We start from the raw sequence: 25,084 nt of genomic DNA, 5'->3' as shown, positions 1-25,084 counted from the left end.
CCATCGGTTGAAAGTGGTGAAACAACATGGATGAAAACAATCATGGCCGGAACAGCGACAGTCCGGAGGAAAAACATCAGACACCCGCAGGGCGCTATTTGCGCATCAAGCCGTTTTTTCTCCTGATGCTCATGTTCGGTCTCGTCCTCCTGACTGCAGGCGTGACATTTTTTGCACTGACCGTCGGGGAGGACAAAGTGGTCGAGGTCGTTTCGCCGAAGACCGATCGCGGCGAGTTCGACAAACTCTATAATGCCTATGATGCGGTGAAAAAGCAGTACTTTGAAGACGTGGATGACGAAGAGCTCGTGAACGGGGCAATCAACGGAATGGTCGATGCGCTGGGGGATCCTTATTCGGATTACCTGGACCAGACGGAAGCCCAGCACCTGAATGAAAGCATCTCCTCGAGTTTCGAGGGAATCGGTGCGGAAATCCAGGAGCGCAACGGCAAAATCATGATCGTATCGCCGATTAAAAATTCTCCTGCAGAAAAAGCGCATTTGCAGCCGGATGACGTCATTTTGTCCGTGGACGGCGAGAGCCTTCAGGGCAAGTCCTCGACCGAGGCCGTGACGCTGATCCGCGGCGAGAAAGGCACTGAAGTCACCCTGCAAATCGAGCGGGCGGGACTGGAAGAGCCGATCGACGTCACGATTACCCGGGACGTTATTCCGATTGAGACCGTTTATGCCGAGATGGCAGATGACAAAGTCGCCCATATCCAGATCACCAGCTTCTCTGAAAACACATTCGATGAGCTGCTTGAAGCGATCGAAGCCATGGAGAAAAAGGGAATGGAAGCGATGGCCATTGATGTCCGGCAGAACCCCGGAGGGCTTCTCAGCACTGCAATCGATATCTCGAACCTCTTCGTAGAGGAGGGCAAGGGATTATTCCAGATCGAGGAAAAAGGCAAGAAGCCCCAGATTACTTATGCAACCGGCGGAACCAAGTTGAAAATGCCGGTCGTCCTGCTGATTGATGGGGGCAGCGCTTCTGCATCCGAAATTCTGGCAGGTGCCCTTATGGAATCAGCGGGCATCCGGAGCGTCGGTGAGAAGTCCTTCGGCAAAGGTACCGTACAGTCTCCCCAGGATTTCAAAGATGGTTCGAACCTGAAGCTGACAACTGCCAAGTGGCTGACGCCTGACGGCAACTGGATCCACGAGAAAGGCATCGAGCCGACCGACCCGGTCGCCTATCCGGAATACGTGAAACTCCCTTATATCGACCCGGAAAAAGCGATGGAGGACGGCGATACGTCGATGACAATCCTCTCCGCCGAGCAGATGCTCGACGCGGTGGGCTATGATCCGGGAGAAGCGGACGGCGTCTTTGACGAAGCGACGGCAGAAGCGGTCCGTGATCTCCAGTCGGAAGCCGGACTCGAGGAAACTGGCGTACTTGAAGGGGATACAACCTATGCCCTCATGGACAAGCTGCGCAAAAAGATCGAGACCGATGATCCGATGATGAAAAAAGCCAAGGAAATTCTCCACGAACAACTAAAGTAATATTGGCGGGCGGAGTCCATTCTGGATTCCGCCCGCTTCATTGAAAGGATGACTGACCAATGACCGAAGTGTATATCCTGAGCGGTTTTCTGGGGAGCGGAAAAACCTCCCTGCTGACTTGGCTGATCAGGCAAGCAAAGGAGGAAGGGCTGAAACCGGGGGTTATCATGAATGAACTCGGAGAACTGGCATTTGATTCGGAAGCAGTGGAAGACGGCGTGCCGCTAAAGGAAATCCTGAATGGATGCATCTGTTGCACCGGCTCGGAAAAGACCGAGTCACAGATGCAGGCTCTGCTGCATGAGGAAGTAGACATCATTTTCATCGAGACGACCGGGGCTGCGCATCCGGTGGAGGTTCTCGATGCCGTCCATTCACCGCTGTTCGGAGACAAACTCGATGTGAAGGGAATCGTTACCGTGGCTGACGGCAGACGCTACCTTGCCGCTGACGGCATGACACCCCAGGTACGCATGCTGTTCCTTGAACAGATCCGGCATGCCGGATTCGTCCTTCTGAACAAAAGCGACCTGCTGACGGATTCAGAGAAGGCGGAAGCCGTTATGGGCATCCAGTCACTGAATCCCGGTGCCCGGATTGTGGAAACCATCAACAGCAAAGTTCCTCTGGATGCTCTACGCATCATGACTCAAAAACCGGCTGGAATCCCGGTGCAGAAAGCGGGCATCGGCAGCCACCTTCCGATCGGCACACGCCTTGTGAGATTCAGCAAGCCGGTTGGCCGGGACGCGTTTGAGGACTGGATCCGGTCGCTGCCGGAGACGGTATACCGGATGAAGGGCTATGTACCTCTTGAGGGAAACAAATATCCATCGCTGTTCCAATATGCATATGGGATGGTCCAGTGGATTCCGGAATACATGAACATGCCGGCAAATCTTGTCCTGATCGGTGAAGGGCTCTCCGAAATCCGTGTCCCGGGTGCGGGCGATGAATGACCAAGAGCGTCTGATTTCGGCATACAGCAGACTGTGGAAGGGAAGGGAGGCAGCGCAGCAAGCATCGTCCATCCAGGAAATCTCCTCCCTTGCCGAAGATGAGCTGGCCGACAGGCTGACCCATCCGAGACTGAGAAAAGGCCGTGAAACCAAGTTCACTGAAATCAAAGATCGCATTCGTTCTTCCGCTCTTCCTGATGAAGATCAGGAAATCCTGATCTGCTTCTATCGGTCTCTGATGCTCTGATGTCAACAGCACTTAATATGAAATAGTCGGGCGTCCTGCCGGAGATTTCCTATGAATCATCCGGCAGGACGCCTATTTTCATAGTCCGGGGGGATGACTGGTCTTGGAGGAAAGTGCTGGAACGATATGCATCCGCTCCTTCGTGTACGATGGTGCCGAAGGGAGGAATTGAGAATGAAAAAAACGATTTCCGTTCTCGCTATGAGCGCGACGCTTCTTACGCCGGGCCTCACTGCGCAAGCACAGCAGACAACAGAAAACGAACAATTCCAGAAGATCAACGTGGAAGGTGTATCCCTGCATACATATGTAGCTGGAGAAGTCATCCGTAACAACGGTGACGACATCTCCAAATTGGACATCGAAAGCCTGATCCAGAAAGTCCTTAAACAGTATGGCTACAAGCTTCCGGTACCGAACGCCGAACAGGAAAAGCCTGAGACGGTTAAGCAGGAAACCCCTGCGGCGGAGGAAAAACCGGAACAGCCAAAACCTGCACCGGCTCCAGCACCGGAACAGCCTAAAGAAGAAAAGCCTGCACCGGCACCTGAAAAACCTGCAGAGCAAAAGCCGGAAGTGGAAAAACCTGCAGCACCGGCCCCTGCACCAGCTCCACAGCAACCGTCCCAGCCATCGGCTGAGCCGGCTGAACAAGCACCACAGCAGACTGCCGGCCTGAGTGCAGTTGAACAGAAAGTCCTTGACCTGACAAATGCAGAACGCTCCAAAGCCGGCCTCAAGCCATTGGCGGCAGATACGAAACTCATGGATGCGGCAAGGGCAAAATCCGCAGACATGCGCAAGAACAACTACTTCTCGCACACCAGCCCAACATATGGTTCTCCGTTCGACCAGATGAAGGCTGCCGGCATCAGCTACAAGAAAGCAGCCGAGAACATCGCAATGGGCCAGCGGACTCCTGAAGAAGTCGTCAAAGGCTGGATGGAATCACCTGGCCACCGCCAGAATATCCTGACACCGGAATTCACTCACATCGGTATCGGCTACGATTCCAACGGCCACTACTGGACTCAGATGTTCATTCAGAAATAAGCTGAACGGATATCTTGAGGGTCAACTGATCAGATAAAAACACCCCTTTGTCTCTACCGGAAATTCCGGAAGAGATAAGGGGGTTTTTGTATGCTGTAGTGAACAAGCCTTCATCGGCACACACTCGAATCGAGGAATAAATTTCTTTTTTGGGGCGGATACTTCCTTGAAGAGGTGATTCATTATGAATGCCGAGTTTATGCAATCCATCCACAGCTATTTTAATCATTCCGTGGACTTTGAAGTGAAGGAACGTGAGGTTGCGGGAGTCCCCGCGGTTCTCTGCTACTATACAACACTGATCGATACTGCACTGGCGGACCGGCATCTGGAGATGCTCGAGAAACGGGCGATGGCAGGAAGCGAGAAATGGGGAAATTCCGCTACCTCATCGGCTGAGGCCTTCAGTGAGGAAAAGCTTGCTGAACAGGTGTGCACCGGCAATCTGGTCATCGTCTTCCCGGAGACCAACATGATGCTGGGCATCCAGGTGAACAATGCCCCGAAGCGTTCACCGGAAGAGCCGAAAAACGAGACGGTCGTCCGTGGGGCGCATGAAGGGTTTGTGGAAAGTATCACCGACAATGTTGCGCTGGTCAGAAAACGGCTTCAGCGCAAGGACCTGGTGATGGAAAGCTTCCGGATGGAGAACACCCATGCACACATCAATATCCTTTATCTTGCGGATGCCATCGACCCGGATGTGCTGGCCCAAATCCGCCAAAGGATCAGAGATATACCGTACAAGGAGTTCTACAGCATGGGACAGACCGAGGATTATCTTGAGGACCAGGTGTATTCACCTTTTCCTCTGTTCCTGAATACCGAGCGGCCAGACCGTGTGATCTACAGCCTACTGGAAGGGAAAGCGGCATTATTAACAGACAGTTCACCTACAAGCATTATCACGCCGACCAATTTTTTTGCATTTTACGAGTCACCTGATGACTACAATAGCCGGATCATTGTCGGCTCCTTTTACCGGATGGTCCGGGTCGTCGCTTTTTTCACGGCCATCCTGCTGCCTGCATTCTATATTTCCGTCATCAGCTTCCATTCGGAAATCATGCCGATTGAGCTGGCGAAGACGGTAAAAATGCAGATCAATGACATTCCTTACCGGCCGCTTTTGGAAGCATTGATCCTGGAACTGTTCATTGAGCTTATCAGGGAAGCGAGCGTCAGGCTGCCGCAGCCGATCGGCCAGACTGTAGGCATCGTCGGCGGGATTGTCATCGGGGATGCGATCGTCAGCGCGGGTCTTGCCTCAAATCTGATGGTAATCGTCGTCGCGATGACGGCCATTGCCAGCTTCGTCATTCCCTCCGCTGAGATGAATATGGCGGTAAGGCTGATCCGGTTCCCGTTCATGCTGCTGAGTGCCGCACTCGGATTCCTCGGGATGGTGCTTGGAACCCTATTCCTGTTCATCCATCTGCTGAATCTTTCATCTCTCGGACAGCCTTATCTGTCTCCACTTGTCCCGTTCGATCCGAGCCGCTTCAAGGATGTCTTTTTCAGGGTGCCGTTTTACCGTCCGGATAAGCAGCAGCAAACGTTTAATCATGGCGGTAAACGCTCGTGATGAAAATCCGGATTACGCAAACGCAGTTGTTTCTCATGCTGTTCATAGTACAGACCGGCACGGTGTTCATTTCTTTCCAGGCTCCTCTGATCAGGGTGGCCGGCAGCGATGCCTGGCTGGTATTTTTGTGCCTGGGACTGCTTTTCCCCCTGCATCTTTGGCTGTTTGAACGGTTTATCGATCGTTTTATCTGGTCAAAGCCTGTATGTGTGCTTTATGGCCTGTACTGGTATTTTATTTGTTCGAGTCTCATCGGCAAGACTGTATATACGCTTAATGTGTGGGCTTTCCCTGAAACGCCCATGCTTTTGGTCATCGCACTGATGACGTCGGTGCTTTTGGCAGTTGTTCTCAGTAAACCGACCACAGCCATCAATCTGGGGGTCATTCTCATCCCCCTGATTCTGATTTTTGTCTTGTTTGTTTCTTTGGCGGTCAATGATCTGATCTGGACCAACCTGCTGCCAGTCGCGCATCTTTCACTTTCCGAACTGCAAAAGGCGCTCCAGCCTGCGCAGCTGCCTTTTATCGGGATCGAGTTGTATCTGCTCTTCAGGCTCCTGTTGCCGGAAAAGGTGAGTTTTCGCAATTTGGCAATCTACAGTTCCATCTGGTTAGCCTTTTTCATGTATATGCTGATTTTTCCGCTTGCCTACTTTTCCCTGAAAGAATTCGACCTGTTCCCGGACCCGATCATGTATCTGCTGAAATCACAGGAGGTCACATTTGTCGAACGGCTTGATCTCTTTTTCATTTATATCTGGCTGGCATGGTCGATTGTCACGGTGTGCATATATGCATTTGCGGTCGTCCGTCTCCTTACGCTGATGGGGATTGCCAATTACAAGAAGCATGCCGTCTGGATGGCCGTCATTTTCATATTTATCACGAATACCATGGCGACGAAAAGCGCCGTTGAGATGAATGCCATTTTAATACCATATCTTCATACTGTGTTTGCCATGGCAATTCCGGCGTTTATCATCATATCCAATCAACTGAGGAGGCGGAAAAGAACCGGGGAGGGGGCAAGCGGATGAAGCGTTTGATGTTTTGGGTGCTGTCAGCCGTGCTGCTGCTTTCAGGATGCTGGGATGAGCTTGTCTTCAGGGATATTCAGGTTGTGACTATGGCGGGAATCGACGGAAACAAGGATGAAGTGACCGTCTATTACGGCTTTCCTGAGCTGCTGGACAGCCAGCCAGTACCACAGTCACTCGAGTCGAAAGGGCGTACCTACTCAGAAGCGAGGAACACGGCCAATGAGCGCTCCGATGAAGTGCTTGACCTCAGCTATCTTCAGGTATTCTTAATATCAGAGGAGGCGGCAAAGCACAGGATCTACGATTTCATGGATTCCTTTTTTCGCGTTCCCAGGAACCGGGTAACCGGGCATATGGCAATCGCACAGGGAGACATGAAACAATACTTCGATAATCCGGGATCATCCGGCGCGCCAAAGAACGAGTCCGAAACGTTCGGAAAAAAGATCGATACGTTCCACAAGTATTCCCTTTCCACCATGTATGATCTCCAGCAGGTCTGCACGATTCTTTTTGATGATGGGATGGACTTGTCACTTCCCGTACTTAAAATCGAGGAACAGACCGGAGAACCGGAGCTTGCGGGTACCGGGCTGTTCAGCGGCATGGAGTACACGGGAGAAGTTCTGAGTCTCGACGAAGGCCGATTACTCGCCATGCTGAAGAAGGAGACGGGCACCATTCTCAGGCTGAATTATGATGTGGAAGTGGAGGGGGAAAAGACGCCCATCCAGATCGAGATCATCTCCAATAAGCAGAAGATCAAAATCAAAGGGGAACATGTGGATATCGAGCTGCGCATCAAAGCGGAAGTCGAAGAATTTGCACATGGTGCCGTCTATAAAAATCAAAAGCAGATGGACCGGCTGGGCAAGGAACTTGGCAAACTTGTTGAAGAAGATGTCAACAAGCTGATCGGCAAACTTCAGGAGGCGGAAAGTGACGCGATCGGAATCGGGCGCAGGGTACGGGCGTTCCATCACGATCTCTGGGAAAAAGCGAAGTGGAGTGAAACTTATCCTTCACTAGAGATCGATGCGAGCGTCGATCTGAAAATCGAGCGGACAGGCATCCTCGAGTGAGAAGGGAAACACGAAAGCCCCGTTGCAGTGTTGGCAACGGGGCTCTTCTATGCGGCTCATCGGGTAGTCCGGAGAACGGCTTTCTTTTTCTGGATGAGCAGAAGACGGATGGACAGAGTAATCGCTCCTGCTGTCAAACCGGTGATCAGTCCGATCCAGTAGCCGAACGGTCCCAGGTCCGTGTTGTTCGCAATCATATAGCCGACCGGAAGGCCGATGACCCAGTACGAGATGATCGCCATGATAAAGGTGACATTTACATCCTTGTAGCCGCGCAAAGCGCCCTGAACCGGGGCCTGTACGGCGTCCGACAGCTGGAAAAATGCCGCAAAGACGAAGAACTGGACGGCGAGCCGGACGATGGCCTCGTCCTGTGTATACAGGGAGGCGATTCCGTCACGGAATGTGACGAGAATGAAGATGGAAATCAGGCTGAACACGATTGCCAATCCGACACCGAGCCAGCTGTATTCTTTCGCCTCTTTCCACCTGCCGGCACCGGCTTCGTGGCCGACGAGTATGGTCGCACCCATCGAGAGGCTGAGCGGAATCATGTAAAGAAGTGAAGTGAAGTTGAGCGCAATCTGGTGCGCGGAAATGGTTTCAGTCGAGTAGCCGCTCATAAAGAGTGTGACAACCGCAAAGATGCTTGTCTCAGTGAAGATCGAGATGCCGATCGGAACACCGAGGACGATGATTTCCTTCCAGCGGGGAAGGGAGATGCGTTCCCATCCGCGGAATAGCCGGTACGGCTGGAAAGGCCGCTTCGTATGGGTAACAAAGATCGCGATCGCCAGGATGATCCAGTAAGTGATGGCGGAGGCGACACCGGCTCCCACACCGCCGAGTTCAGGGAAGCCGGCCTTGCCAAAGATGAACAGCCAGTTCAGAAGGATGTTGACCGGGGCGGAGAGAAGGGTGATGAACATTGTGACCCTTGTGGCCCCGAGAGCATCTATAAAGGAGCGGATGACCGTATAGGCGAACAGCGGCAGCAGCCCGGCGCTCATCGCCGTCAGGTAGCCGGCAGACACCTGGCGTACCTGCTCCTCAAGCGGCATTTGGCCAAGTCCGAAGCGTATGGCAATCTGCAGCAAAATAAACACTGCTGCAGACAGGGCAATGCTTATATACAGTCCTTGCTGTACAGTCGGGCGTGTCTCTTCCTTGCGTCCGGCACCGATCGCCTGGGCGACAATGGGTGTCACAGATAAAAGAATTCCTGCCAGTCCCGTGTAGACCGGGTTCCAGAAGGAAGATCCGATTGTCACGCCTGCCAGGTGTCCGGAGTCATAACGTCCGGTCATGAGGATATCGAAGAATGTCATGAGGTACATCGCCACCTGAGTGACGAGGATCGGGCCGACGACTTTCGACATGGTCCCCGCTTTCAGACGGAGCGGCCTTCGTGTTTCCATCCTGCATACCTCCAGTCTGTAAGTACTTGCATTCTGCTGTGTTAGAATGGATAATGCGTTCATATGTATGAAACATTGTAAATGAATTGAGGGAATAGTATGACACGACCGAACATCATCCTCACAGGAGGCGGTACGGCCGGGCACGTCTCTTTGAATCAGGCAATCATCCCGTCGCTGGCTGAACAAGGCTACGATGTCCATTATATCGGGTCCCGCGACGGAATAGAAAAAAATCTGATCACTGAATCATTTCCGTCAGTCCCTTATTATGAAATCTCCAGCGGAAAGCTGCGGCGGTACTTCTCGATGAAGAACTTTTCCGATCCGTTTAAGGTCGGAGCGGGAGTGCTGCAGGCATATAAGATCATCCGGAAGCTGAAGCCGTCGCTGATCTTCTCCAAAGGAGGATTCGTCTCGGTGCCGGTCATCCTGGCCGGACGTATGGCGGGGGTCCCGGTAGTCATCCATGAATCAGATGTCACACCCGGACTTGCCAACAAGCTGGCGATGCCGTTTGCCGATCATGTGTTCACGGTCTTCCCGGAAACAGTGCCGCATGTCCGGAAAGCGGAAGCGACCTGTACGGGACCGGTCATCCGTCAGGAACTGTTCGAAGGTTCCAAAGGCGAAGGGCTCCGCATCGCCGGCTTATCGGGACGGAAGCCGGTCCTTCTCGTCATGGGCGGCAGCCAGGGATCGGCGGTCCTGAATGAAGCGGTCCGCTCAAGTTTGCCGGAACTCATGAAAACAATGGATATCATCCATTTGTGCGGCAAGGGGCATCTTGACACAGCACTGGAACAGATGGAAGGCTATTCGCAATTTGAATATGTCACGGATGAGCTGAGACATTTGCTGAAAGCTGCGGATTACGTCGTGTCCCGAGCGGGTTCGAACTCCATCTTCGAATTTCTTGCTTTGCGCCTTCCGATGCTTCTTATACCTCTCTCGGCGGAAAAAAGCAGGGGAGACCAGATTCTGAATGCCAGGCTGTTCGAGAAAGCCGGATTCGCCGTTGTGCTTCAGGAAGAGGAAGTCGGGCGACAGGCGTTTCTTGACGCCGTCCGGTCACTGCAGGACCGCGCACAGGAAATCATCCTCAAGATGGAGCAGGCCGAGCCGCCGAAAACACCCGGAGAAATGGCGTCTCTGATTCTTTCACACTCCAGATAAATTGGGATGATTCCAGTGGAAAATGTTTAATATTACCCATCAATCGGTATTCTAAAGGCATGTATCCGCTTACAACGGAAGTGCCTTGTTTTTTTGTAAAAAAAGATTGTATTTTGTCGGTACAGTAGTAAGATTGAATTGGACAAAAACGCAGGCGTCGCCTTGGATGCCGTTTGCTTTCAGTGTCAGAGACGGCATGCTAAAATTGATGCGGACCTTTAAATAGAGGTAGACGATGCCAGCGTAAAAAGTGGAGGGTATCTACATGTCAAACAATTTTGCTGCTCCCGGTTCGCCTTGGGGTTCCTTCTCAGGGCCGAACCTGGGGTATGTGATGGAGCAGTATGATCTGTTCCAAAACGATCCGGACCAGGTCGACCCAGAACTAGCGGAACTTTTCAGGAGTTTCGGTGCACCGGTATTGCCGGATTCCGTTACCGGCACTGCTGAAGCGGCTGCAGGCGCTTCCCCGGCTCAGTTCGGAAAAATCGTTGCAGCGGCACAGCTTGCGGATTCCATCCGCCACAACGGCCATCTTGCAGCGAATATTTTCCCGCTGAAGGACCGCGAACTGGACAATTCCAGGATCGTTCCGTCCGCTTACGGGCTTACTGAAGCGGACCTCGTATCAATGCCGGCTTCGATTTTCTTCCATGAACAGGTTCCGGAAGGTGTATCGAACGGCCTTGATGCGATTAACCATCTGACGCGCATCTACACAGGCAAAGCGGCTTATGAGTTCACACAGGTCATCAATCCGGAAGAGCGCAAATGGCTGCGTTCTTACATCGAGTCAGGCAAAGTGCGTCCTGGGCTTGATGACAGCCAGCGCCACGAATTGCTCGACCGCCTGACGAAGATCGAAGGCTTCGAGAAGTTCATCCACCGAACATTCGTCGGTGCAAAACGCTTCTCCATCGAAGGTCTTGATTCGCTGGTGGTACTGTTGGATGAGCTTGTCCGCAGTGCTCATGAGGAAAAGATGAAGGAAGTTCTCATCGGCATGGCACACCGCGGCCGGCTGAATGTACTGACCCACGTGCTCAACAAGCCATATGAGATCATGCTTGCCCAATTCGCGGGCCTCGAGGAAGATCCGTTCATTCCAAAGGACGGTTCACTCGAAGTGACGCATGGCTGGTTCGGCGATGTGAAATACCACATGGGCGCCACTTACACGGCTCCTGACGGCCTGAAGGTCAAATTGGCCTACAATCCGTCCCACCTTGAAGTGGTCAATCCTGTCGTCACCGGCCAGACACGTGCCGCCCAGGAAGATACCGGCCATCCGGGCACTCCGGAACAAAATGAGAAAGACGCATTTGCCGTTCTTGTGCACGGTGATGCAGCATTTGCAGGCCAGGGCATCAATATGGAAACGATGAACTACAGCCGCACCCGCGGGTTCAAGACGGGCGGTTCCATCCATGTCATCGCGAACAACCGGATCGGCTTCACGACCGAATACTATGATTCCCGTTCGACCCGCTACGCTTCCGACCCTGCCAAAGGATACGAAGTGCCGGTCATCCATGTTAACGCTGATGATCCTGAAATGGTCATCGCCATTGCGCGGTTCGCGTTCGAATACCGCAACAAGTTCGGCAAGGACATCCTGATCGACCTCGTCGGCTATCGCCGTTACGGCCACAACGAAATGGATGAGCCGCTTGTGACGAACCCGGTGATGTATCACAAGGTCCACCAGCATCCGACAGTCCGTGAGCTGTACGGCAAGGAGCTGACCGAAAAGGGGATCGTCAAGACGGAAGAAGTCGAGAAGCTCGACGCCGACACCTTCGCCATGCTGCAGGAGTCTTACGACAAGGTGAAAGAGACGGCCGCCAAAGAGACGACGGACAACAGCACCCCTGAATACATCATGGCCGGTTATCCGGGCGTGGAGACGGGTGTGTCCGAAGAGCGCCTCCGGAAGATGAACGAAGAGCTTCTGAACTACCCTGAAGACTTCCACGTCTTCAAGAAGCTTTCCCGCATCCTGAAGCGCCGTGAAGAGCCGTTTAACGGAAAAGGCAAGATTGACTGGGCGCATGCCGAGACATTGGCGTTCGGTTCGATCCTGCAGGACGGACACCCGATCCGACTGACAGGACAGGATTCCCAGCGCGGTACGTTCGCGCATCGTCACCTTGTTCTCCATGATGAAAAAGACGGCAAGGAACTCGTGCCGCTCCACCATATCAGTGACGCCAATGCATCGTTCGTGGTCTACAACAGCCCGCTGAGCGAACCATCGATTGTTGCCTACGAATTCGGCTACACACTCGAGAACAAAAATGCGCTCGTCCTTTGGGAAGCCCAGTACGGTGACTTTGCCAACATGGCACAAATGATCTTTGATCAATTCATCTCTTCCAGCGCATCGAAGTGGGGGCAGACATCCGGGCTTGTCATGCTTCTTCCTCATGGTTATGAAGGCCAGGGGCCGGAGCACTCCAGTGCGCGCCTTGAGCGTTTCCTCCAGCTTGCGGGAGAAAACAACTGGACAGTCGCAAACCTGTCGAGTGCCGCTAACTACTTCCATATCCTTCGCCGTCAGGCCCAGCATCTCGGTGAAGACATCAGCCGTCCGCTTGTCATCACGTCGCCGAAATCTCTTCTGCGCCACCCGCTCGTCGGTGCAGATGTCGAAGACCTGACATCCGGCAAGTTCCAGACGGTCATCGAACAGCCGGGCCTCGGAAATGATCCTGAGAAGGTGGAGCGCATCGCCTTTGCCAGCGGCAAGATGGCGATCGACCTTGCCGAACAGGTCAAGGATGGCGAAGGCTACGAATGGCTCCACATCATCCGCGTCGAGCAACTGTACCCGTTCCCGTCCGAGCGGATTGCAGAAATCATCGAGCGATACCCGAACGCGAAAGAATTCGTCTGGGTACAGGAAGAGCCGAAGAATATGGGATCGTGGTCGTTTGCAGAACCGTTTGTACGGGAGCTTGCAGGGGATAAGCCTGTGCGCTACTGCGGCCGCATCCGCCGCTCGAGCCCGTCGGAAGGTGACGGAAAGTCCCATAAGATCGAACAGGACCGCATCATCAATGAAGCACTGAGCAAATCCTAAGGTTTGCATGATCATAAGGAGGAATCCACCGTGGCAGAAATCAAAGTGCCTGAACTTGCAGAATCCATCACGGAAGGTACAGTGGCCCAGTGGCTGAAACAGCCGGGCGAACAAGTAGAAAAAGGCGAATTCATCGTCGAACTCGAGACTGACAAAGTCAACGTCGAAGTCATCTCCGAAGAAGCGGGCGTTGTCCAGGAACTGCTCGCAGAAGAAGGCGACACAGTTGAAGTCGGACAGGTCATTGCCATTGTAGGCGAAGGTTCCGGCGCGGCTGCCGCACCGGCTGAAAAGCCTGCAGCGGAAGCAGCTCCTGCTCCTGAAGCCAAAAAAGAAGAGCAGCAGGCAGCTCCGGCTGCATCTGTGGAAGCAAGCGAAGAAGCAGGCGCAGGCGACCGCACGATCGCCAGCCCTGCAGCACGCAAGCTTGCACGTGAGAAAGGCATTGACCTCGCTGCGATCACACCGGTTGATCCGATGGGCCGCGTACGCGTCCAGGACGTCGAAGCGGCTGCTTCAGCGCCTAAGCAAGCGCCTCAGCAACAGGCTGCCAAACCTGCGGCGCCGGCTGTTTCTTCGGATGAAGAATCCGGCCGCGTAACGCGCGAGAAAATGTCGCGCCGCCGCCAGACCATCGCGAAACGTCTTCTGGAAGTTCGCCAGAACACAGCGATGCTCACTACATTCAACGAAATCGACATGACGAACGTCATGGAACTGCGCAAGCGCAAAAAAGACGAGTTCGAGAAGAAGTTCGGCGCACGCCTCGGCTTCATGTCGTTCTTCACGAAAGCGGTCGTCGCTGCTCTTAAACAGTACCCATATGTGAACTCCGAGCTCGACGGCAATGACCTTTTGCTCAAACACTACTATGATGTAGGCATCGCGGTATCCACCGAAGAAGGCCTCGTCGTACCGGTTGTCCGTGATGCAGACCGCAAAAACTTTGCCGAGATCGAGAAAGATATCGCTGATCTTGCGACAAAGGCCCGCGACAAGAAGCTTGCTCTGTCCGACCTTTCCGGCGGCTCGTTCACGATTACAAACGGCGGCGTCTTCGGATCGCTCTTCTCCACGCCGATCCTGAACGGCACGCAAGTCGGGATCCTCGGCATGCACACGATTCAGAAGCGTCCTGTGGCAGTCGGCGATAACGTCGAAATCCGCCCGATGATGTATGTCGCGCTTTCGTATGACCACCGTGTCATCGACGGCAAAGACTCCGTCGGCTTCCTGAAGACAGTCAAGGAAATGATCGAGAACCCGGAAGACCTTCTCCTCGGTTCCTGATCTGCAATACGATGAAAAACGCCTCTTTATGGGGCGTTTTTTGTTTGGGGTTTGCGGAGTCGCCAAGGGGGGACGGGACTTTTCATTCGATGGTGCGGTTTCGTCATTCGCCTTCTCGGTTTCGTCATTCGCGCATCCGCTTGTGTCGAATGACGAGAACGGGGGCGCGAATGACGAAACTTCTCCGTTGAATGACGAAACCACCACATATACAAACCTATGCGCCATTCCACTTTTCACAATACGCTCCACCTGTATCATTGAAAACAAGTCACCGTTTTGTCTATAATGGAACCATGTTAAAGGAGGCGGCAGCCGATGGATTTTAAGCAGTGGAAAGACGCGCCGGCGATCCGCACAGTGACGTGCAAGCATACGGATGCGGAAAAGTACTTGGTGTCGAATGTGCTGACACCTGGCAAGGAATACGAAGTGAAAAACGAGACCGAGGAATTTATTTTTGTCATGGACAACACGGGCAAAGTCGGCGGTTTCTATAAAACGTATTTTGAATGATCCGGAGGCCCGGCGGGAAAACCGCCGGGCCTTTTGTTGAGGGAGGACTGTTTTATGCTGGCAATCATCGAAGAAGAACGTAAGGAACGGACCGGCCGATCCTATCCCGCCGGCGAGGCGGCACTGATCGGGCAGGGAGGATATGTGGCGCCGGATGACCACTTGTGGGAGGATGTGCTGACGGCGGTGGTCATCCGCCGTCCCGTTCTCCTGAAGGGCCCTTCCGGTTCCGGAAAAACGAAATTTGCCGAATCGGTGTCGGCGTTTTTCTCACAGCCGATGCATCAGGTCAACTGTTCGGTCGACCTGGACGCCGAATCACTGATCGGATTCAAGACGATCATCCGGCAGGACGGGGATACAGTGATCGACTTTGTTGACGGGCCTGTCGTGACGGCGATGAAAGAAGGCCATATCCTTTATATTGATGAAATCAACATGGCGAAGCCTGAAACTTTACCGATTCTCCACAGCGTGCTGGACTATCGGAGGATGCTGACGAATCCGTTTACCGGCGAAGTCATCCACGCACATCCTGATTTTACTGTGATTGCTGCGATCAACGAGGGCTATGTCGGCACAGTTCCGATGAATGAAGCGCTGAAAAATCGGTTTATCGCGTTTCAGGTGCCTTATCTCGGACAGGAAGAATCGAAGGCACTCCTGGAGCGAGAGTTTCCGGATGCTCCCCGAACGTTGATCACGACAATGCTGAACATTTCGGAAGACCTTAAAAATCAGGCGAGACACGGGCTTCTGGCCGATGAGGCCGCATCAATCAGGAGCCTGATCGATGCCACGGAATTGTCGCTTCATATGGGGCCTGAACGGGCTGTTCGCTATGCAATCGCGGAGAAGCTCGAAGATCCTGGAGAGCGGCAGCTTGTCATGGACCTGGCTGCCACATGGATCCGGTGATGCCAGATGACATCGATTAACCGGTTTATCGACTTTAATGACGAACTGATTGACGCAGGGGAAAGGCTGAGGCTGGAGCGCCTTGCACGCGCACTCACCGGTGTGGCGGACCTTGGGCTGACCGAAAGGCAGCATATCGAATTCCGGCCTGCTTCAAATGAGCTGGCGATGAGCGTCTTTTGGAGGCATCGGGACCCTGAAGTGACCGAGCAGGGCCGGCTGTCCGACCTGTATCTGCTGGCGGCCGGTTTCTGGTCCAGTTTCAATCTGGCTGTCTGGCGGGACTACCGTTCGGAAACGGAGACGCATCCGCTCCGGGAGTTCCTCCGATCGGCCGTCCTGCTGTTCGAAGAGCTCCGCATCACAGACGAGGTCATCTCCGAACGTCCTGGCACGGCGGAAGCATTCACACTAAGAAGACAGCTTTACGGTGAGTTTCATAAAGGCCAGCAGCCGGTCAATCTTAGCCGGGGATTCCATGCGGATGCGCTGTTCAACCACCTGTATACGGTCATTCACGGCATCCCGGATGCCTATGCTTCATCAGAAGAAGAATTGGCCGGTCTCGTGGAACCTGTGCTTTTCAGCGTGTTCGATGCCCGCTCGACGGCAGACTCGGTGCGTATGGCAGAGCGTTTGGCTCCGTTACTGTACGGACGCCTGGAAGAAGACCTTCATCATACTTATTATGCGGTCGGAGATGGGCTCACGGGTCCGAAATCCGACTTTCATTACCACAGAGGAACCAAGGATCGCGAAAAAGGGGAGGCAGGCAAGAAAGACTCGGTCGGGGAGCTGTTCTCGACTTGGCATGCCGCCAACCGGTCCGAGAAAGGCATGCATCTCAATTATGAGCTTGAACACGGACGGATCGGGGAAGGCGACGGTTCCGGCGCCAGGGAAGGCCGTGAAGGGACGGAGGCGACATCAACCGGGCGTGGGCAGTCGTCCGCAGACGAGCGCACAGGTATCGCACAGGAGGCGGGAAGCGAGGCAGCCTCCGCCGAGGCAGGCGCCTGGAAGAAGGCAGAAGGGTTTGGTACGGCAAATGAGTCAGTCGTTTACAGGGAAGTGCTTGCCGAGCCGGACAACAGAACCGAAGCCTATGAACGGATCCTGAAATGGCGTGAAGAATCCGTCCCGCATGTCCGAGCCATCATCAAGGAAATGCAGAAACGGATCGAAAGAAAAATGGAGGAGCGAAGGGAAGGGCTGCCGAAGGGCCGTCTGTCCAAAAATCCGGTATCGGTTCTCCTGAACGAACGTCCGCGCCCGTTCTACCGGAAGCAGAGCCCGTCAAAACGTCTGGATGCCGTGTTCGGCCTATTGGTGGACGGCTCGGGGTCGATGGCAGACAAGCTGGACGAGACGAAAAAAGCGGTTCTCCTCTTTCATGACATTCTCCGTTCCCTGGATACGGCGCATGGCATAGCGGTCTATCAGGAAGACTCGGCAACAGCGACCAAAACGCGCCAGCCGAATACCTTCCAGTGGCTGCACCGGTTCCGGGATGATGGCAAGGATGACGCGGGAAGGATCCTGTCGCTGGAGGCGGGGGATGACAATAGGGACGGCTTCGCTGTCCGCTGGATGACTCAGCGATTGCTTCAGCGACCGGAGGCGCACCGTTTCCTGCTCGTGTTTTCTGACGGTGAACCTTCAGCGTTCGGCTACGGCCAGAACGGAATCGTCGATACGGCCGAAGCTGTCAGGGAAGCGGAAAAGCAGGGCATTACGGTTATCCATCTGTTCCTGTCCTCGGCTCCGGCAACCGCGCGCCAGCAGGAGCTGTTCAGGATGATGTTCGGCAGCCGGTCGGTGTCGGCGGATTCGATCGACCGGTTTTCCGACGAAACTTTGCGGATTCTCCGAAAACTGCTTGTGCTGGCCACCGGGAATATGTAGTACCATCAGAAAAACCGTCCTCATTGAGGACGGTTTTCCGCTTTGTCTGCAACAGCGATCAGGCGCTGTTTGAGTTCTTCTTCCATGCGGGCAATTTCGATTTCCGCGGCCTTCCGCTTTGCGCGTCCGTCCGCCTGGATGGCCAGTGTCTCCTCGATGGTGGAGATCAGGTTTTCCTGGGTTTTCTTTAGCGTGTCGACTTCCACAATGCCTCGCTCGTTTTCCTTGGCTGTCTCGATGCTGTTCATCTTAAGCATTTCAGAGTTTCTGAGCAGAAGCTCGTTTGTGGTCTCGGTGACCGCGCGCTGGGATTCGACCGCTTTCCGCTGACGATTGAGGGTCAGGGCGATGGCGATCTGGTTTTTCCAAAGAGGAATCGAGGTCATGATCGACGATTGGATCTTTTCTGCAAGAGTCTGGTTGGTCTGCTGAATCATGCGGATCTGAGGTGCACTCTGGATGGTGATCTGGCGGGACAGCTGCAGGTCATAGATGCGCTTTTCAAGCCGGTCGACAAACTGTGCCATGTCGTTGACTTCCTGGATCGCCATTTGGTCATTGGTCTCCTCGGCTTTTTTCCTCATCGCAGGAATGATTTCATTGACGATTTCGTCCCGCTTGAGTTCTGCCGCAGCGATATAGACATTCAGCGCCTGGAAGTAGGCCTTGTTCTGGTCATACAGCTGGTCAAGCATCTGGACGTCTTCGATGAGACCACGCTTGGCATGCTCCAGCTGGACGCCGATGCGGTCAATCTGGGTGCTCAATTTCTGGTACTTCGTCATGAGCTCCTGGACGGACTTCTGCACCCGGCCGAACCATTTCCGGATGCCTGTTTTTTTCTCGACAGACAAATCTTCCGGGTCGATTTCGTTCAGCTTGCCCATCAGGTCCTTGAGGACATCGCCGACAGGGCCGATGTCTTTGGACTGTACATGATCGAGCATCTTATGGGAGAACGTTGAAAGCTGGCTTTGCGCATTTGCACCGTATGTGATGATGGCTTCGTAATCTCCGGCAGGAATCTGTTTGGCGAGATCCCGTGCTTTTTGCTGCTCTTCCTCACTGAGCCGTTCCATCAGCTTGACGCCCGGCTTGGCGGGTGCCTGGTTGGCCATCTCGTCCGGAAGAAGAGAGGTTTGGGGCTTCAGGTCGAACGGATTATCAAGAAGGTCGTCCATCGTCAAATCTGCCGTATCACGGGCGGGTTTGTTTTCTGTCATCAGTGTCGTCTCCTTTCAGCGGCGCTTCCTCGGGTTGTTTCAGCTGTTTTTGCTCTTGCATTTCAAGCTGCCTTTTTTCCTTACCCGTCAGGACCTCCGCATAGTCCAGTTCGAACCTCAATGTCTCCAGGTCAGTGGCAAGCGCTCGCTTTACATCATTGCGGATTTCCGCGTTCAGGTCTTTCAAGGTTTCGCGGGTGTCCTCAAGTGCCTGTTTCATTTCATCATCCTTGGTCGGCTGATTAGCAAGGAGTGCATACTTGGAGGACAGCTCGACCGCGGAGTCGAGATGGGCGTAAAAGAACTTCTCGACATTGTAAAATTTCTTCGGGTGTTGCTGGACAATCCCGATGATCCGCTTGGACAGCTTGTTCAGATCGTTCAGCTGGCGGAATGCCTGTACAGACCGGATGCTGCCGTAATGGGTGTTCAGCTGCCGCAGCTTGGCCTTCGCCTGTCCGAGCTGGTGGACGATATGTTTATATTCGGACCGTGTCATTCCGAGCTGTTTCACCGTTGAGCCGATCTGCACTTGCCTGATCGCAAAATCGCCTGCAAGATAGATCGCGATCAGCAGGCCGGTGGCCGGGACGAAGCCCATGCCGGCACCCAACAGGAAATAGAGCCAGGACCCGAAGCTGACCGGCAGCATAATCGCATGCCGTGTCAAAAATTGCTGGAATGTATTCATCTGGCCGGACCTCCTAAAGAAATCTAACTATTTTTACGTCCGGATCGGCCGGAAAGTTTCATTTTTGTTTTCCGGCGCGGCCTGTCTCCATTATATCGCATACCCGCTTGTGCAACATCCGAATCGCCTGCAGCTGAGCGTAACGCGTGGACATCGGACGCTCATTTGCTACAATAGGGTCGAAGTCAGCATTACATTGATAAAGAAGGTCGATTGGAATGTATGAAATCATCTATATGAGAGCAGACTATGAACCATGGTGGCAATTTGAGGGCTGGGAAGAGCATGTCCTGGAACGGAAGGTTTTTGACCGCGAGGAAAATGCGAGGGCGGGCCTGACCGAGCTGATTACCCGGCTGCGCAGGGAGTGTGAACACGAAGCGGAGAAAGATGGCAAGTACTGGGCGTTCTGGAGCGTAAAAGAGGTATGCTATTGCGAGGATTGCGCGGAGGACCTGCAGCTTTACCACGGTCTGATTGTCATGAAAGACGGAAAGCCGCACCCGTTTTCAAAAAAATAAAAATTATTAGGGGCGCCGTCGTTGACACGCTTCCTGAAGATGGTATAATGTCATTAATTGAACAAGAGGACTGGAAACACGGATTCACCTATTATAAAAAGTGATCGGGTTCAGGTCGGTACTTTTTATAATATGTGAATTTTTTTGATCCTCCAAAAAAGTTCCATATTAAAATTATTTCTTTTAAGTTGGGGGTAAAGTTAACATGAAACAAGGCACAGTGAAATGGTTCAACGCGGAAAAGGGATTTGGCTTCATCGAGGTCGAAGGCGAAGACGACGTATTCGTACACTTCTCCGCCATCCAGGGCGAAGGCTTCAAGACGCTTGACGAAGGCCAGCAAGTTGAGTTCGAAGTTGTCGATGGCAACCGCGGACCACAGGCTGCAAACGTCGTCAAGCTCTGAGCGGCGGGTTCATATGGGAGGCTTCCGGTTGTACCGGAAGCTTCTTTTTTCGTTTCCGGGAAAAAATCAGCTGTGGGGAATTTCAATATCTTTCATCGTTTTATCAGTCATTTTTTGCCCGGACGTTTCATTTGCCGGTATTTTTGGTATAGGACGGAGAAGGGACGTGATTAAATGGATTCAGAACTTAAGCGTCCGCTGCCTTCAGAAGAAGAGCAACAGGACTTTTACGAACGGCTGAGGGGCAGAGTGGCCACCTGGCTCGGAGACAAGCCCGGAAAGCGGGGGCGGTTTGCAGACATTATCCTGTTTGCGCCGGATCTGTTCCACCTTCTCATGAAGTCGTTGACCGACAGCCGGATTGACAGGAAAAGCAAGCTGCTTGTGGCAAGCGGTATCCTGTACTTTATATCACCGATCGATTTTTTGCCGGAAGGCATACTGGGGCCGGGCGGATATCTCGATGATATTGCGGTCGCCACCTTTATCGTGAATACTTTGGTCAATTCGGCAGGAGAAGAGGTTTTGGAAGAGCACTGGACCGGCAATGTGAAGCTTCTCCGCACGCTTGAACGCATCAGCGCAAAAGGCGGCAAAGTGATCCGGAAACTTCCGGCAGGAACGCTGGCACGCCGGTTTATCCGCAAACGCTGAGCACACGTCAAAAAAGGAGACGGCATCTGCCGTCTCCTTTGTCTTGGAATCAGTTCGCGACGCCCTTTGCGTCACGCCATTCCAGGTATTCATCATAGCTGAGCTGCTTATCGAGGATCGTCCCGTCATCCAAGATCTCGATGACGCGGTTCGCGACCGTCTGGATAAACTGGTGGTCATGCGAGGTAAAGATCATTGCGCCCTTAAAGGCGATCAGGCCGTTGTTGAGTGCCTGGATCGATTCGAGGTCAAGGTGGTTCGTCGGCTCGTCGAAGAGAAGGACGTTCGCGTTCGTCAGCATCATCTTCGAAAGCATGCAGCGGACCTTTTCTCCTCCTGAAAGGACAGACGGTTTTTTCTTTACTTCTTCGCCGGAGAACAGCATTCTTCCGAGGAAGCCGCGAAGGAATGTTTCCGTCTGGTCCTCAGGCGAGTACTGGCGCAGCCAGTCAACGAGTGTCGGCTGGTTCGTGCCTTCAAAGAACTCGCTGTTGTCCTGGGGGAAGTACGCCTGGGAAGTGGTGACGCCCCATTTGAATGAGCCCGCATCCGGCTCGCGTTCGCCGGCAAGTACATCCAGTAATGCCGTTTTGGCAAGCGGATTGCCGAGCAGGATGATTTTGTCGTCTTTGTTCATCGTGAAGTTGATGTCTTTTACGTAAGTCTGGCCTTCTTCTGAGACGGTAAGGTCTTTTACTTGGAGGACATCATTACCGATCTCCCGGCCGATCTGGAAGTTAACATACGGATACCGGCGGGAAGACGGTTTAATGTCGTCCAGTTCGATTTTGTCCAGCATCTTCTTCCTGGAAGTGGCTTGCTTGGATTTCGATGCGTTTGCACTGAATCGTGCGATGAATGCCTGGAGTTCCTTGACCTTTTCTTCCTTCTTCTTGTTTTGTTCAGCCGCCATTCTGGCTGCCAGCTGGCTGGATTCATACCAGAAGTCGTAGTTTCCGACATAGACCTGGATTTTGCTGAAGTCGAGGTCCGCGATATGTGTACATACTTTGTTCAGGAAGTGGCGGTCGTGGGAGACGACGATGACGGTGTTCTCGAAGTTGATGAGGAACTCTTCCAGCCACTGGATTGCCTTCAGGTCAAGGTGGTTGGTCGGCTCGTCAAGCAGCAGGACATCCGGCTTGCCGAAGAGGGCCTGTGCGAGGAGGACTTTCACTTTATCGGAACCGCTCAGATCTTTCATCTTGACGTGGTGCATCGATTCCGGGATGCCCAGACCCTGCAGAAGGATCGATGCATCAGTTTCCGCTTCCCAGCCGTTCATTTCGGCAAATTCGCCTTCAAGTTCGGCTGCACGCATGCCATCTTCGTCGGAAAAGTCTTCTTTCATATAGATTGCATTTTTCTCCGTCATGACGTCAAACAGGCGCTTGTGGCCCATGATGACTGTCTCAAGTACTTCGATTTCCTCGTACTGGAAGTGGTCCTGCTTCAGGACGGCGAGACGCTCGTCGGGACCCATGGATACGTTGCCCGTCTGCGGCTCGAGCTCGCCGGAAAGAATTTTGAGGAACGTGGATTTCCCGGCGCCGTTCGCGCCGATCAGTCCATAGCAGTTCCCCGGGGTGAATTTTATATTGACGTCTTCGAACAGCTTGCGGTCGCCGAAGCGAAGACTGACGTTGCTGACCTGGATCATGCATTCTCCTCCTTGTTCACAATGCTCCGATTATACCACAAACACGTTCCGAACTGTAACCGGAGACACAGAGAAGAACCGGCCGCCTATGAGACGCCGCGGCGGTTGCTCCGGCGGTTCATATAATGCTCCAGTGTGCCGAGCTCTTCATTGATGAGCTCCTCCATCCGGTTATAGTCATTCCGCTCCGGCAGGCGTGTGAATTCGCCGCCACTGCAGGAAAAAAGAAAATAAAACTCACCGATGCGCCTGAACAAAAATACAGTCTCCGGAAAGTCATCAAAAACGGCTTTGATCTGATATTTGCGGGCATATGCCCACTGCACAAGTTTCATATTCATCACCTACATTCCCAATATTAACCGGTGATGTTTAGGAACGCAAGTTCGGGTATCCATGTATGGTGGGATGGAGGAGAAAGTGAGATATAATTGTGGAAATGGGTAAGGAAAGATAAAGAAAAAGCATCCGCTGGCACGGATGCTTACTGTCCCCAGTGGGTGCTGATGAATTCATCTCGGCCGGATTTGGCCCGGTCCTGTTCATAATGTTCGCGTTCTTTGAGATAATAGTCTTGATGATAGTCTTCGGCCGGGTAGAAACGTGAGGCCGGAAGGATTTCCGTGACGATCGGCTTGTCGAACCGTCCGCTTTTCTCGAGGGCTTCCTTTGACCGCAGGGCAGACTCGCGCTGCTCATCGGTCGTATAGAAGATCGCCGTCCGGTACGAGTCCCCGCGGTCGTGGAACTGTCCGCCGTCGTCAGTCGGATCGATCTGCTGCCAGTAAACGTTCAGCAGTTCCTCATAAGGGAATACATCCGGATTGAATTCAATCTCGACCGCCTCGTAATGGCCCGTGTCTCCGCGCTTGACGTCTTCGTATGTTGGGTTTTCAAGCGTTCCGCCGGTATAGCCTGATACGAGGTCAATCACGCCATCCCAACTTTTGAACGGCTTGACCATGCACCAGAAACATCCGCCTGCAAAGATCGCTTTTTCGGTCTTTAATCCTGCCATTGCAGCACCTTCTCTTTCTATGGATTCACTCGGATTGTATTGTAGCACCCGGAAAACCGGTCAGCAAGATGCAACCCCCGGAAGGAAAGCGGCGTCCTATTCACGAACTAAGAGTTTGGAGGAATAATAATGGAAACACCTCATACAAGGAGGGGCAGGAAACGGCGGCGCAGGCTCCGTCCGTTCCGGGCGCTGTTCGCCCTGCTGATCGTTCTGGCAATTGCAGCCGGCCTGTACTCCGTATGGCAATATAACCAAGGGCGCGAGCTGGCGTCCGGAGAAAAGCCGGATTCCGGTCCATTCAGCGGCGACCCGATCGATCCGCAATACCCGTATGTAGAAAACTTTCTGCTTCTCGGTATCGATGACGACAAGTCCGGACAGTCGCGCTCCGATACGATGATCCTTGCTTCGCTCGACAAAGAAAACAACCGGGTAAAGCTCATATCGTTCATGAGGGACATCTATGCGGATATCCCGGGCTATCAGTCCTACAAACTGAACACAGCCTATTATCTTGGCGGCGTGCAATTGACAAAGGACACCATTTCGGGCATGTTCGGCATCCCAATCCACCATTACGCCGTAACAGACTTTGACAACTTCGAAAAACTGATTGATATTGCCGCGCCCGGGGGAGTCCGGATCGATGTGGAAAAGCCGATGTCCGAAAAAATCGGCGTGACCCTGAAGCAGGGCACTCACGACCTGAACGGCAAGGAACTGCTTGGCTATGCGCGCTTTCGGGCGGACAGCGAAGGAGACTTCGGACGTGTGAAACGTCAGCAGAAAGTCATTGCGGCCCTGAAGGATGAAGTACTTTCTCCAAGCACATTGCCGCGCCTCCCGAAACTGGCCGGGGCTGCGACCGGTTACGTTGAAACCGATGTCGGCGGGCTGGACGGGCTCCGCAAAGTGTTAAAGGCGGCAGCATCAGGAGGATTGGAGCTTGACCGGATGACCATTCCGGTGGATGGGACTTACCGTTTCGGATCTTATTCGCATGCCGGTTCAGTCATTGAGCTTGACGTATCTGCCAATCGGGAAGCGATTAGCGAATTTCTCGGGACTCCCGAGGCGATGAAAGGCGCATCTGCGCGGCTTATGCCATAAACAGAGA

General features: G+C 53.4%; 23 protein-coding genes. 17 read left to right on the top strand and 6 right to left on the bottom strand.

Annotation, left to right across the window (positions count from 1 at the left end):
• Window positions 1–26 precede the first annotated feature (26 nt).
• From KHA84_RS08350 to KHA84_RS08320, 7 genes are all read left to right on the top strand, one after another.
• Entirely contained in the window at window positions 27–1,517 is a 1,491-nt protein-coding gene (locus KHA84_RS08350) for a lmo1851 family serine protease (RefSeq protein ID WP_213423066.1), read from the top strand.
• 59 nt (window positions 1,518–1,576) lie between these two features.
• Window positions 1,577–2,476 carry a CobW family GTP-binding protein gene (locus KHA84_RS08345; protein ID WP_157295427.1) on the top strand — a complete coding sequence of 300 codons (900 nt, stop codon included), beginning with the start codon at window positions 1,577–1,579 and terminating at the stop codon, window positions 2,474–2,476.
• Window positions 2,469–2,723, top strand: coding sequence for a hypothetical protein (locus KHA84_RS08340; protein WP_213423065.1), 255 nt, complete (start codon window positions 2,469–2,471; stop codon window positions 2,721–2,723). Before KHA84_RS08345 ends, KHA84_RS08340 begins: the two co-directional genes overlap by 8 nt.
• A gap of 174 nt (window positions 2,724–2,897) precedes the next feature.
• Window positions 2,898–3,776, top strand: a complete 879-nt coding sequence (locus KHA84_RS08335) for a CAP domain-containing protein (protein ID WP_213423064.1) — start codon at window positions 2,898–2,900, stop codon at window positions 3,774–3,776.
• Window positions 3,777–3,960: 184 nt separating this feature from the next.
• Entirely contained in the window at window positions 3,961–5,361 is a 1,401-nt protein-coding gene (locus tag KHA84_RS08330) for a spore germination protein (protein ID WP_236823186.1), read from the top strand.
• Entirely contained in the window at window positions 5,361–6,401 is a 1,041-nt protein-coding gene (locus KHA84_RS08325) for a GerAB/ArcD/ProY family transporter (RefSeq protein ID WP_236823214.1), read from the top strand. Before KHA84_RS08330 ends, KHA84_RS08325 begins: the two co-directional genes overlap by 1 nt.
• Window positions 6,398–7,486, top strand: a complete 1,089-nt coding sequence (locus KHA84_RS08320) for a Ger(x)C family spore germination protein (protein WP_213423062.1) — start codon at window positions 6,398–6,400, stop codon at window positions 7,484–7,486. Before KHA84_RS08325 ends, KHA84_RS08320 begins: the two co-directional genes overlap by 4 nt.
• A 56-nt stretch (window positions 7,487–7,542) precedes the next feature.
• Here the strand turns inward: KHA84_RS08320 and KHA84_RS08315 are convergent, their stop codons facing one another.
• Window positions 7,543–8,904: an MATE family efflux transporter gene (locus tag KHA84_RS08315; protein WP_213423061.1), complete on the bottom strand. Its 1,362-nt coding sequence runs from the start codon at window positions 8,902–8,904 to the stop codon at window positions 7,543–7,545.
• Window positions 8,905–9,003: 99 nt separating this feature from the next.
• Here KHA84_RS08315 and KHA84_RS08310 point away from each other — a divergent pair, with 99 nt between their 5' ends.
• The 6 genes from KHA84_RS08310 to KHA84_RS08285 all read left to right on the top strand — a co-directional run bounded on the left by KHA84_RS08310 (window position 9,004) and on the right by KHA84_RS08285 (window position 17,791).
• Window positions 9,004–10,080 (top strand): undecaprenyldiphospho-muramoylpentapeptide beta-N-acetylglucosaminyltransferase, encoded by a 1,077-nt coding sequence (locus KHA84_RS08310; protein WP_213423060.1) that lies wholly within the window; start codon window positions 9,004–9,006, stop codon window positions 10,078–10,080.
• A 265-nt stretch (window positions 10,081–10,345) separates the two neighbouring features.
• Window positions 10,346–13,162 carry a 2-oxoglutarate dehydrogenase E1 component gene (locus KHA84_RS08305; RefSeq protein WP_213423059.1) on the top strand — a complete coding sequence of 939 codons (2,817 nt, stop codon included), beginning with the start codon at window positions 10,346–10,348 and terminating at the stop codon, window positions 13,160–13,162.
• Window positions 13,163–13,192: 30 nt separating this feature from the next.
• On the top strand, window positions 13,193–14,452 hold the full coding sequence (gene odhB / locus KHA84_RS08300; RefSeq protein WP_213423058.1) for a 2-oxoglutarate dehydrogenase complex dihydrolipoyllysine-residue succinyltransferase: 1,260 nt from the start codon (window positions 13,193–13,195) through the stop codon (window positions 14,450–14,452).
• Between the two features lie 318 nt (window positions 14,453–14,770).
• Window positions 14,771–14,968, top strand: a complete 198-nt coding sequence (locus KHA84_RS08295) for a DUF6501 family protein (protein ID WP_213423057.1) — start codon at window positions 14,771–14,773, stop codon at window positions 14,966–14,968.
• Window positions 14,969–15,022: 54 nt separating this feature from the next.
• Window positions 15,023–15,886, top strand: a complete 864-nt coding sequence (locus KHA84_RS08290; RefSeq protein ID WP_213423056.1) for an AAA family ATPase — start codon at window positions 15,023–15,025, stop codon at window positions 15,884–15,886.
• A gap of 6 nt (window positions 15,887–15,892) precedes the next feature.
• Complete coding sequence (locus KHA84_RS08285; protein WP_213423055.1) at window positions 15,893–17,791, top strand: vWA domain-containing protein; 1,899 nt, start codon at window positions 15,893–15,895, stop codon at window positions 17,789–17,791.
• Window positions 17,792–17,811: 20 nt separating this feature from the next.
• On the opposite strand, the gene KHA84_RS08280 is transcribed toward KHA84_RS08285, so the two are convergent.
• Both KHA84_RS08280 and KHA84_RS08275 read right to left on the bottom strand, forming a co-directional pair.
• Entirely contained in the window at window positions 17,812–19,014 is a 1,203-nt protein-coding gene (locus tag KHA84_RS08280; RefSeq protein WP_213423054.1) for a toxic anion resistance protein, read from the bottom strand.
• Window positions 18,989–19,705: a 5-bromo-4-chloroindolyl phosphate hydrolysis family protein gene (locus tag KHA84_RS08275; RefSeq protein WP_213423053.1), complete on the bottom strand. Its 717-nt coding sequence runs from the start codon at window positions 19,703–19,705 to the stop codon at window positions 18,989–18,991. The genes KHA84_RS08280 and KHA84_RS08275 overlap by 26 nt, the downstream gene beginning before the upstream one ends.
• Before the next feature lie 218 nt (window positions 19,706–19,923).
• Here KHA84_RS08275 and KHA84_RS08270 point away from each other — a divergent pair, with 218 nt between their 5' ends.
• The 3 genes from KHA84_RS08270 to KHA84_RS08260 all read left to right on the top strand — a co-directional run bounded on the left by KHA84_RS08270 (window position 19,924) and on the right by KHA84_RS08260 (window position 21,286).
• The gene (locus KHA84_RS08270) at window positions 19,924–20,226 is read left to right on the top strand and encodes a DUF1033 family protein (RefSeq protein WP_213423052.1); all 303 of its coding nucleotides are present in this window, start codon (window positions 19,924–19,926) and stop codon (window positions 20,224–20,226) included.
• A 205-nt stretch (window positions 20,227–20,431) separates the two neighbouring features.
• Entirely contained in the window at window positions 20,432–20,632 is a 201-nt protein-coding gene (locus tag KHA84_RS08265) for a cold-shock protein (RefSeq protein ID WP_040228597.1), read from the top strand.
• A gap of 174 nt (window positions 20,633–20,806) precedes the next feature.
• Window positions 20,807–21,286: a YkvA family protein gene (locus KHA84_RS08260; RefSeq protein WP_213423051.1), complete on the top strand. Its 480-nt coding sequence runs from the start codon at window positions 20,807–20,809 to the stop codon at window positions 21,284–21,286.
• A gap of 49 nt (window positions 21,287–21,335) precedes the next feature.
• Here the strand turns inward: KHA84_RS08260 and KHA84_RS08255 are convergent, their stop codons facing one another.
• From KHA84_RS08255 to msrA, 3 genes are all read right to left on the bottom strand, one after another.
• Entirely contained in the window at window positions 21,336–22,946 is a 1,611-nt protein-coding gene (locus tag KHA84_RS08255; protein ID WP_213423050.1) for an ABC-F family ATP-binding cassette domain-containing protein, read from the bottom strand.
• Between the two features lie 86 nt (window positions 22,947–23,032).
• Window positions 23,033–23,287: a hypothetical protein gene (locus KHA84_RS08250; protein WP_213423049.1), complete on the bottom strand. Its 255-nt coding sequence runs from the start codon at window positions 23,285–23,287 to the stop codon at window positions 23,033–23,035.
• 143 nt (window positions 23,288–23,430) lie between these two features.
• Window positions 23,431–23,964 carry a peptide-methionine (S)-S-oxide reductase MsrA gene (msrA, locus tag KHA84_RS08245; RefSeq protein WP_213423048.1) on the bottom strand — a complete coding sequence of 178 codons (534 nt, stop codon included), beginning with the start codon at window positions 23,962–23,964 and terminating at the stop codon, window positions 23,431–23,433.
• Window positions 23,965–24,093: 129 nt separating this feature from the next.
• Here msrA and KHA84_RS08240 point away from each other — a divergent pair, with 129 nt between their 5' ends.
• Window positions 24,094–25,077, top strand: a complete 984-nt coding sequence (locus tag KHA84_RS08240) for an LCP family protein (protein ID WP_213423047.1) — start codon at window positions 24,094–24,096, stop codon at window positions 25,075–25,077.
• Window positions 25,078–25,084 lie beyond the last annotated feature (7 nt).

It is taken from the genome of Bhargavaea massiliensis (assembly GCF_018390575.1).
Classification (GTDB): Bacteria; Bacillota; Bacilli; order Bacillales_A; family Planococcaceae; genus Bhargavaea; species Bhargavaea massiliensis.
Note: the sequence above shows the minus strand (reverse complement) of the source record. Positions and strands in the feature narration are given on the sequence as shown.

Bases quoted from the DNA above. Each gene is read 5' to 3' on its own strand.
- KHA84_RS08350 (WP_213423066.1), top strand. From the start codon at position 27: ATGGATGAAAACAATCATGGCCGGAACAGCGACAGTCCGGAGGAAAAA.
- KHA84_RS08345 (WP_157295427.1), top strand. From the start codon at position 1,577: ATGACCGAAGTGTATATCCTGAGCGGTTTTCTGGGGAGCGGAAAAACC.
- KHA84_RS08340 (WP_213423065.1), top strand. From the start codon at position 2,469: ATGAATGACCAAGAGCGTCTGATTTCGGCATACAGCAGACTGTGGAAG.
- KHA84_RS08335 (WP_213423064.1), top strand. From the start codon at position 2,898: ATGAAAAAAACGATTTCCGTTCTCGCTATGAGCGCGACGCTTCTTACG.
- KHA84_RS08330 (WP_236823186.1), top strand. From the start codon at position 3,961: ATGAATGCCGAGTTTATGCAATCCATCCACAGCTATTTTAATCATTCC.
- KHA84_RS08325 (WP_236823214.1), top strand. From the start codon at position 5,361: ATGAAAATCCGGATTACGCAAACGCAGTTGTTTCTCATGCTGTTCATA.
- KHA84_RS08320 (WP_213423062.1), top strand. From the start codon at position 6,398: ATGAAGCGTTTGATGTTTTGGGTGCTGTCAGCCGTGCTGCTGCTTTCA.
- KHA84_RS08315 (WP_213423061.1), bottom strand. From the start codon at position 8,904: ATGGAAACACGAAGGCCGCTCCGTCTGAAAGCGGGGACCATGTCGAAA.
- KHA84_RS08310 (WP_213423060.1), top strand. From the start codon at position 9,004: ATGACACGACCGAACATCATCCTCACAGGAGGCGGTACGGCCGGGCAC.
- KHA84_RS08305 (WP_213423059.1), top strand. From the start codon at position 10,346: ATGTCAAACAATTTTGCTGCTCCCGGTTCGCCTTGGGGTTCCTTCTCA.
- KHA84_RS08295 (WP_213423057.1), top strand. From the start codon at position 14,771: ATGGATTTTAAGCAGTGGAAAGACGCGCCGGCGATCCGCACAGTGACG.
- KHA84_RS08290 (WP_213423056.1), top strand. From the start codon at position 15,023: ATGCTGGCAATCATCGAAGAAGAACGTAAGGAACGGACCGGCCGATCC.
- KHA84_RS08285 (WP_213423055.1), top strand. From the start codon at position 15,893: ATGACATCGATTAACCGGTTTATCGACTTTAATGACGAACTGATTGAC.
- KHA84_RS08280 (WP_213423054.1), bottom strand. From the start codon at position 19,014: ATGACAGAAAACAAACCCGCCCGTGATACGGCAGATTTGACGATGGAC.
- KHA84_RS08275 (WP_213423053.1), bottom strand. From the start codon at position 19,705: ATGAATACATTCCAGCAATTTTTGACACGGCATGCGATTATGCTGCCG.
- KHA84_RS08270 (WP_213423052.1), top strand. From the start codon at position 19,924: ATGTATGAAATCATCTATATGAGAGCAGACTATGAACCATGGTGGCAA.
- KHA84_RS08265 (WP_040228597.1), top strand. From the start codon at position 20,432: ATGAAACAAGGCACAGTGAAATGGTTCAACGCGGAAAAGGGATTTGGC.
- KHA84_RS08260 (WP_213423051.1), top strand. From the start codon at position 20,807: ATGGATTCAGAACTTAAGCGTCCGCTGCCTTCAGAAGAAGAGCAACAG.
- KHA84_RS08255 (WP_213423050.1), bottom strand. From the start codon at position 22,946: ATGATCCAGGTCAGCAACGTCAGTCTTCGCTTCGGCGACCGCAAGCTG.
- KHA84_RS08250 (WP_213423049.1), bottom strand. From the start codon at position 23,287: ATGAATATGAAACTTGTGCAGTGGGCATATGCCCGCAAATATCAGATC.
- msrA (WP_213423048.1), bottom strand. From the start codon at position 23,964: ATGGCAGGATTAAAGACCGAAAAAGCGATCTTTGCAGGCGGATGTTTC.
- KHA84_RS08240 (WP_213423047.1), top strand. From the start codon at position 24,094: ATGGAAACACCTCATACAAGGAGGGGCAGGAAACGGCGGCGCAGGCTC.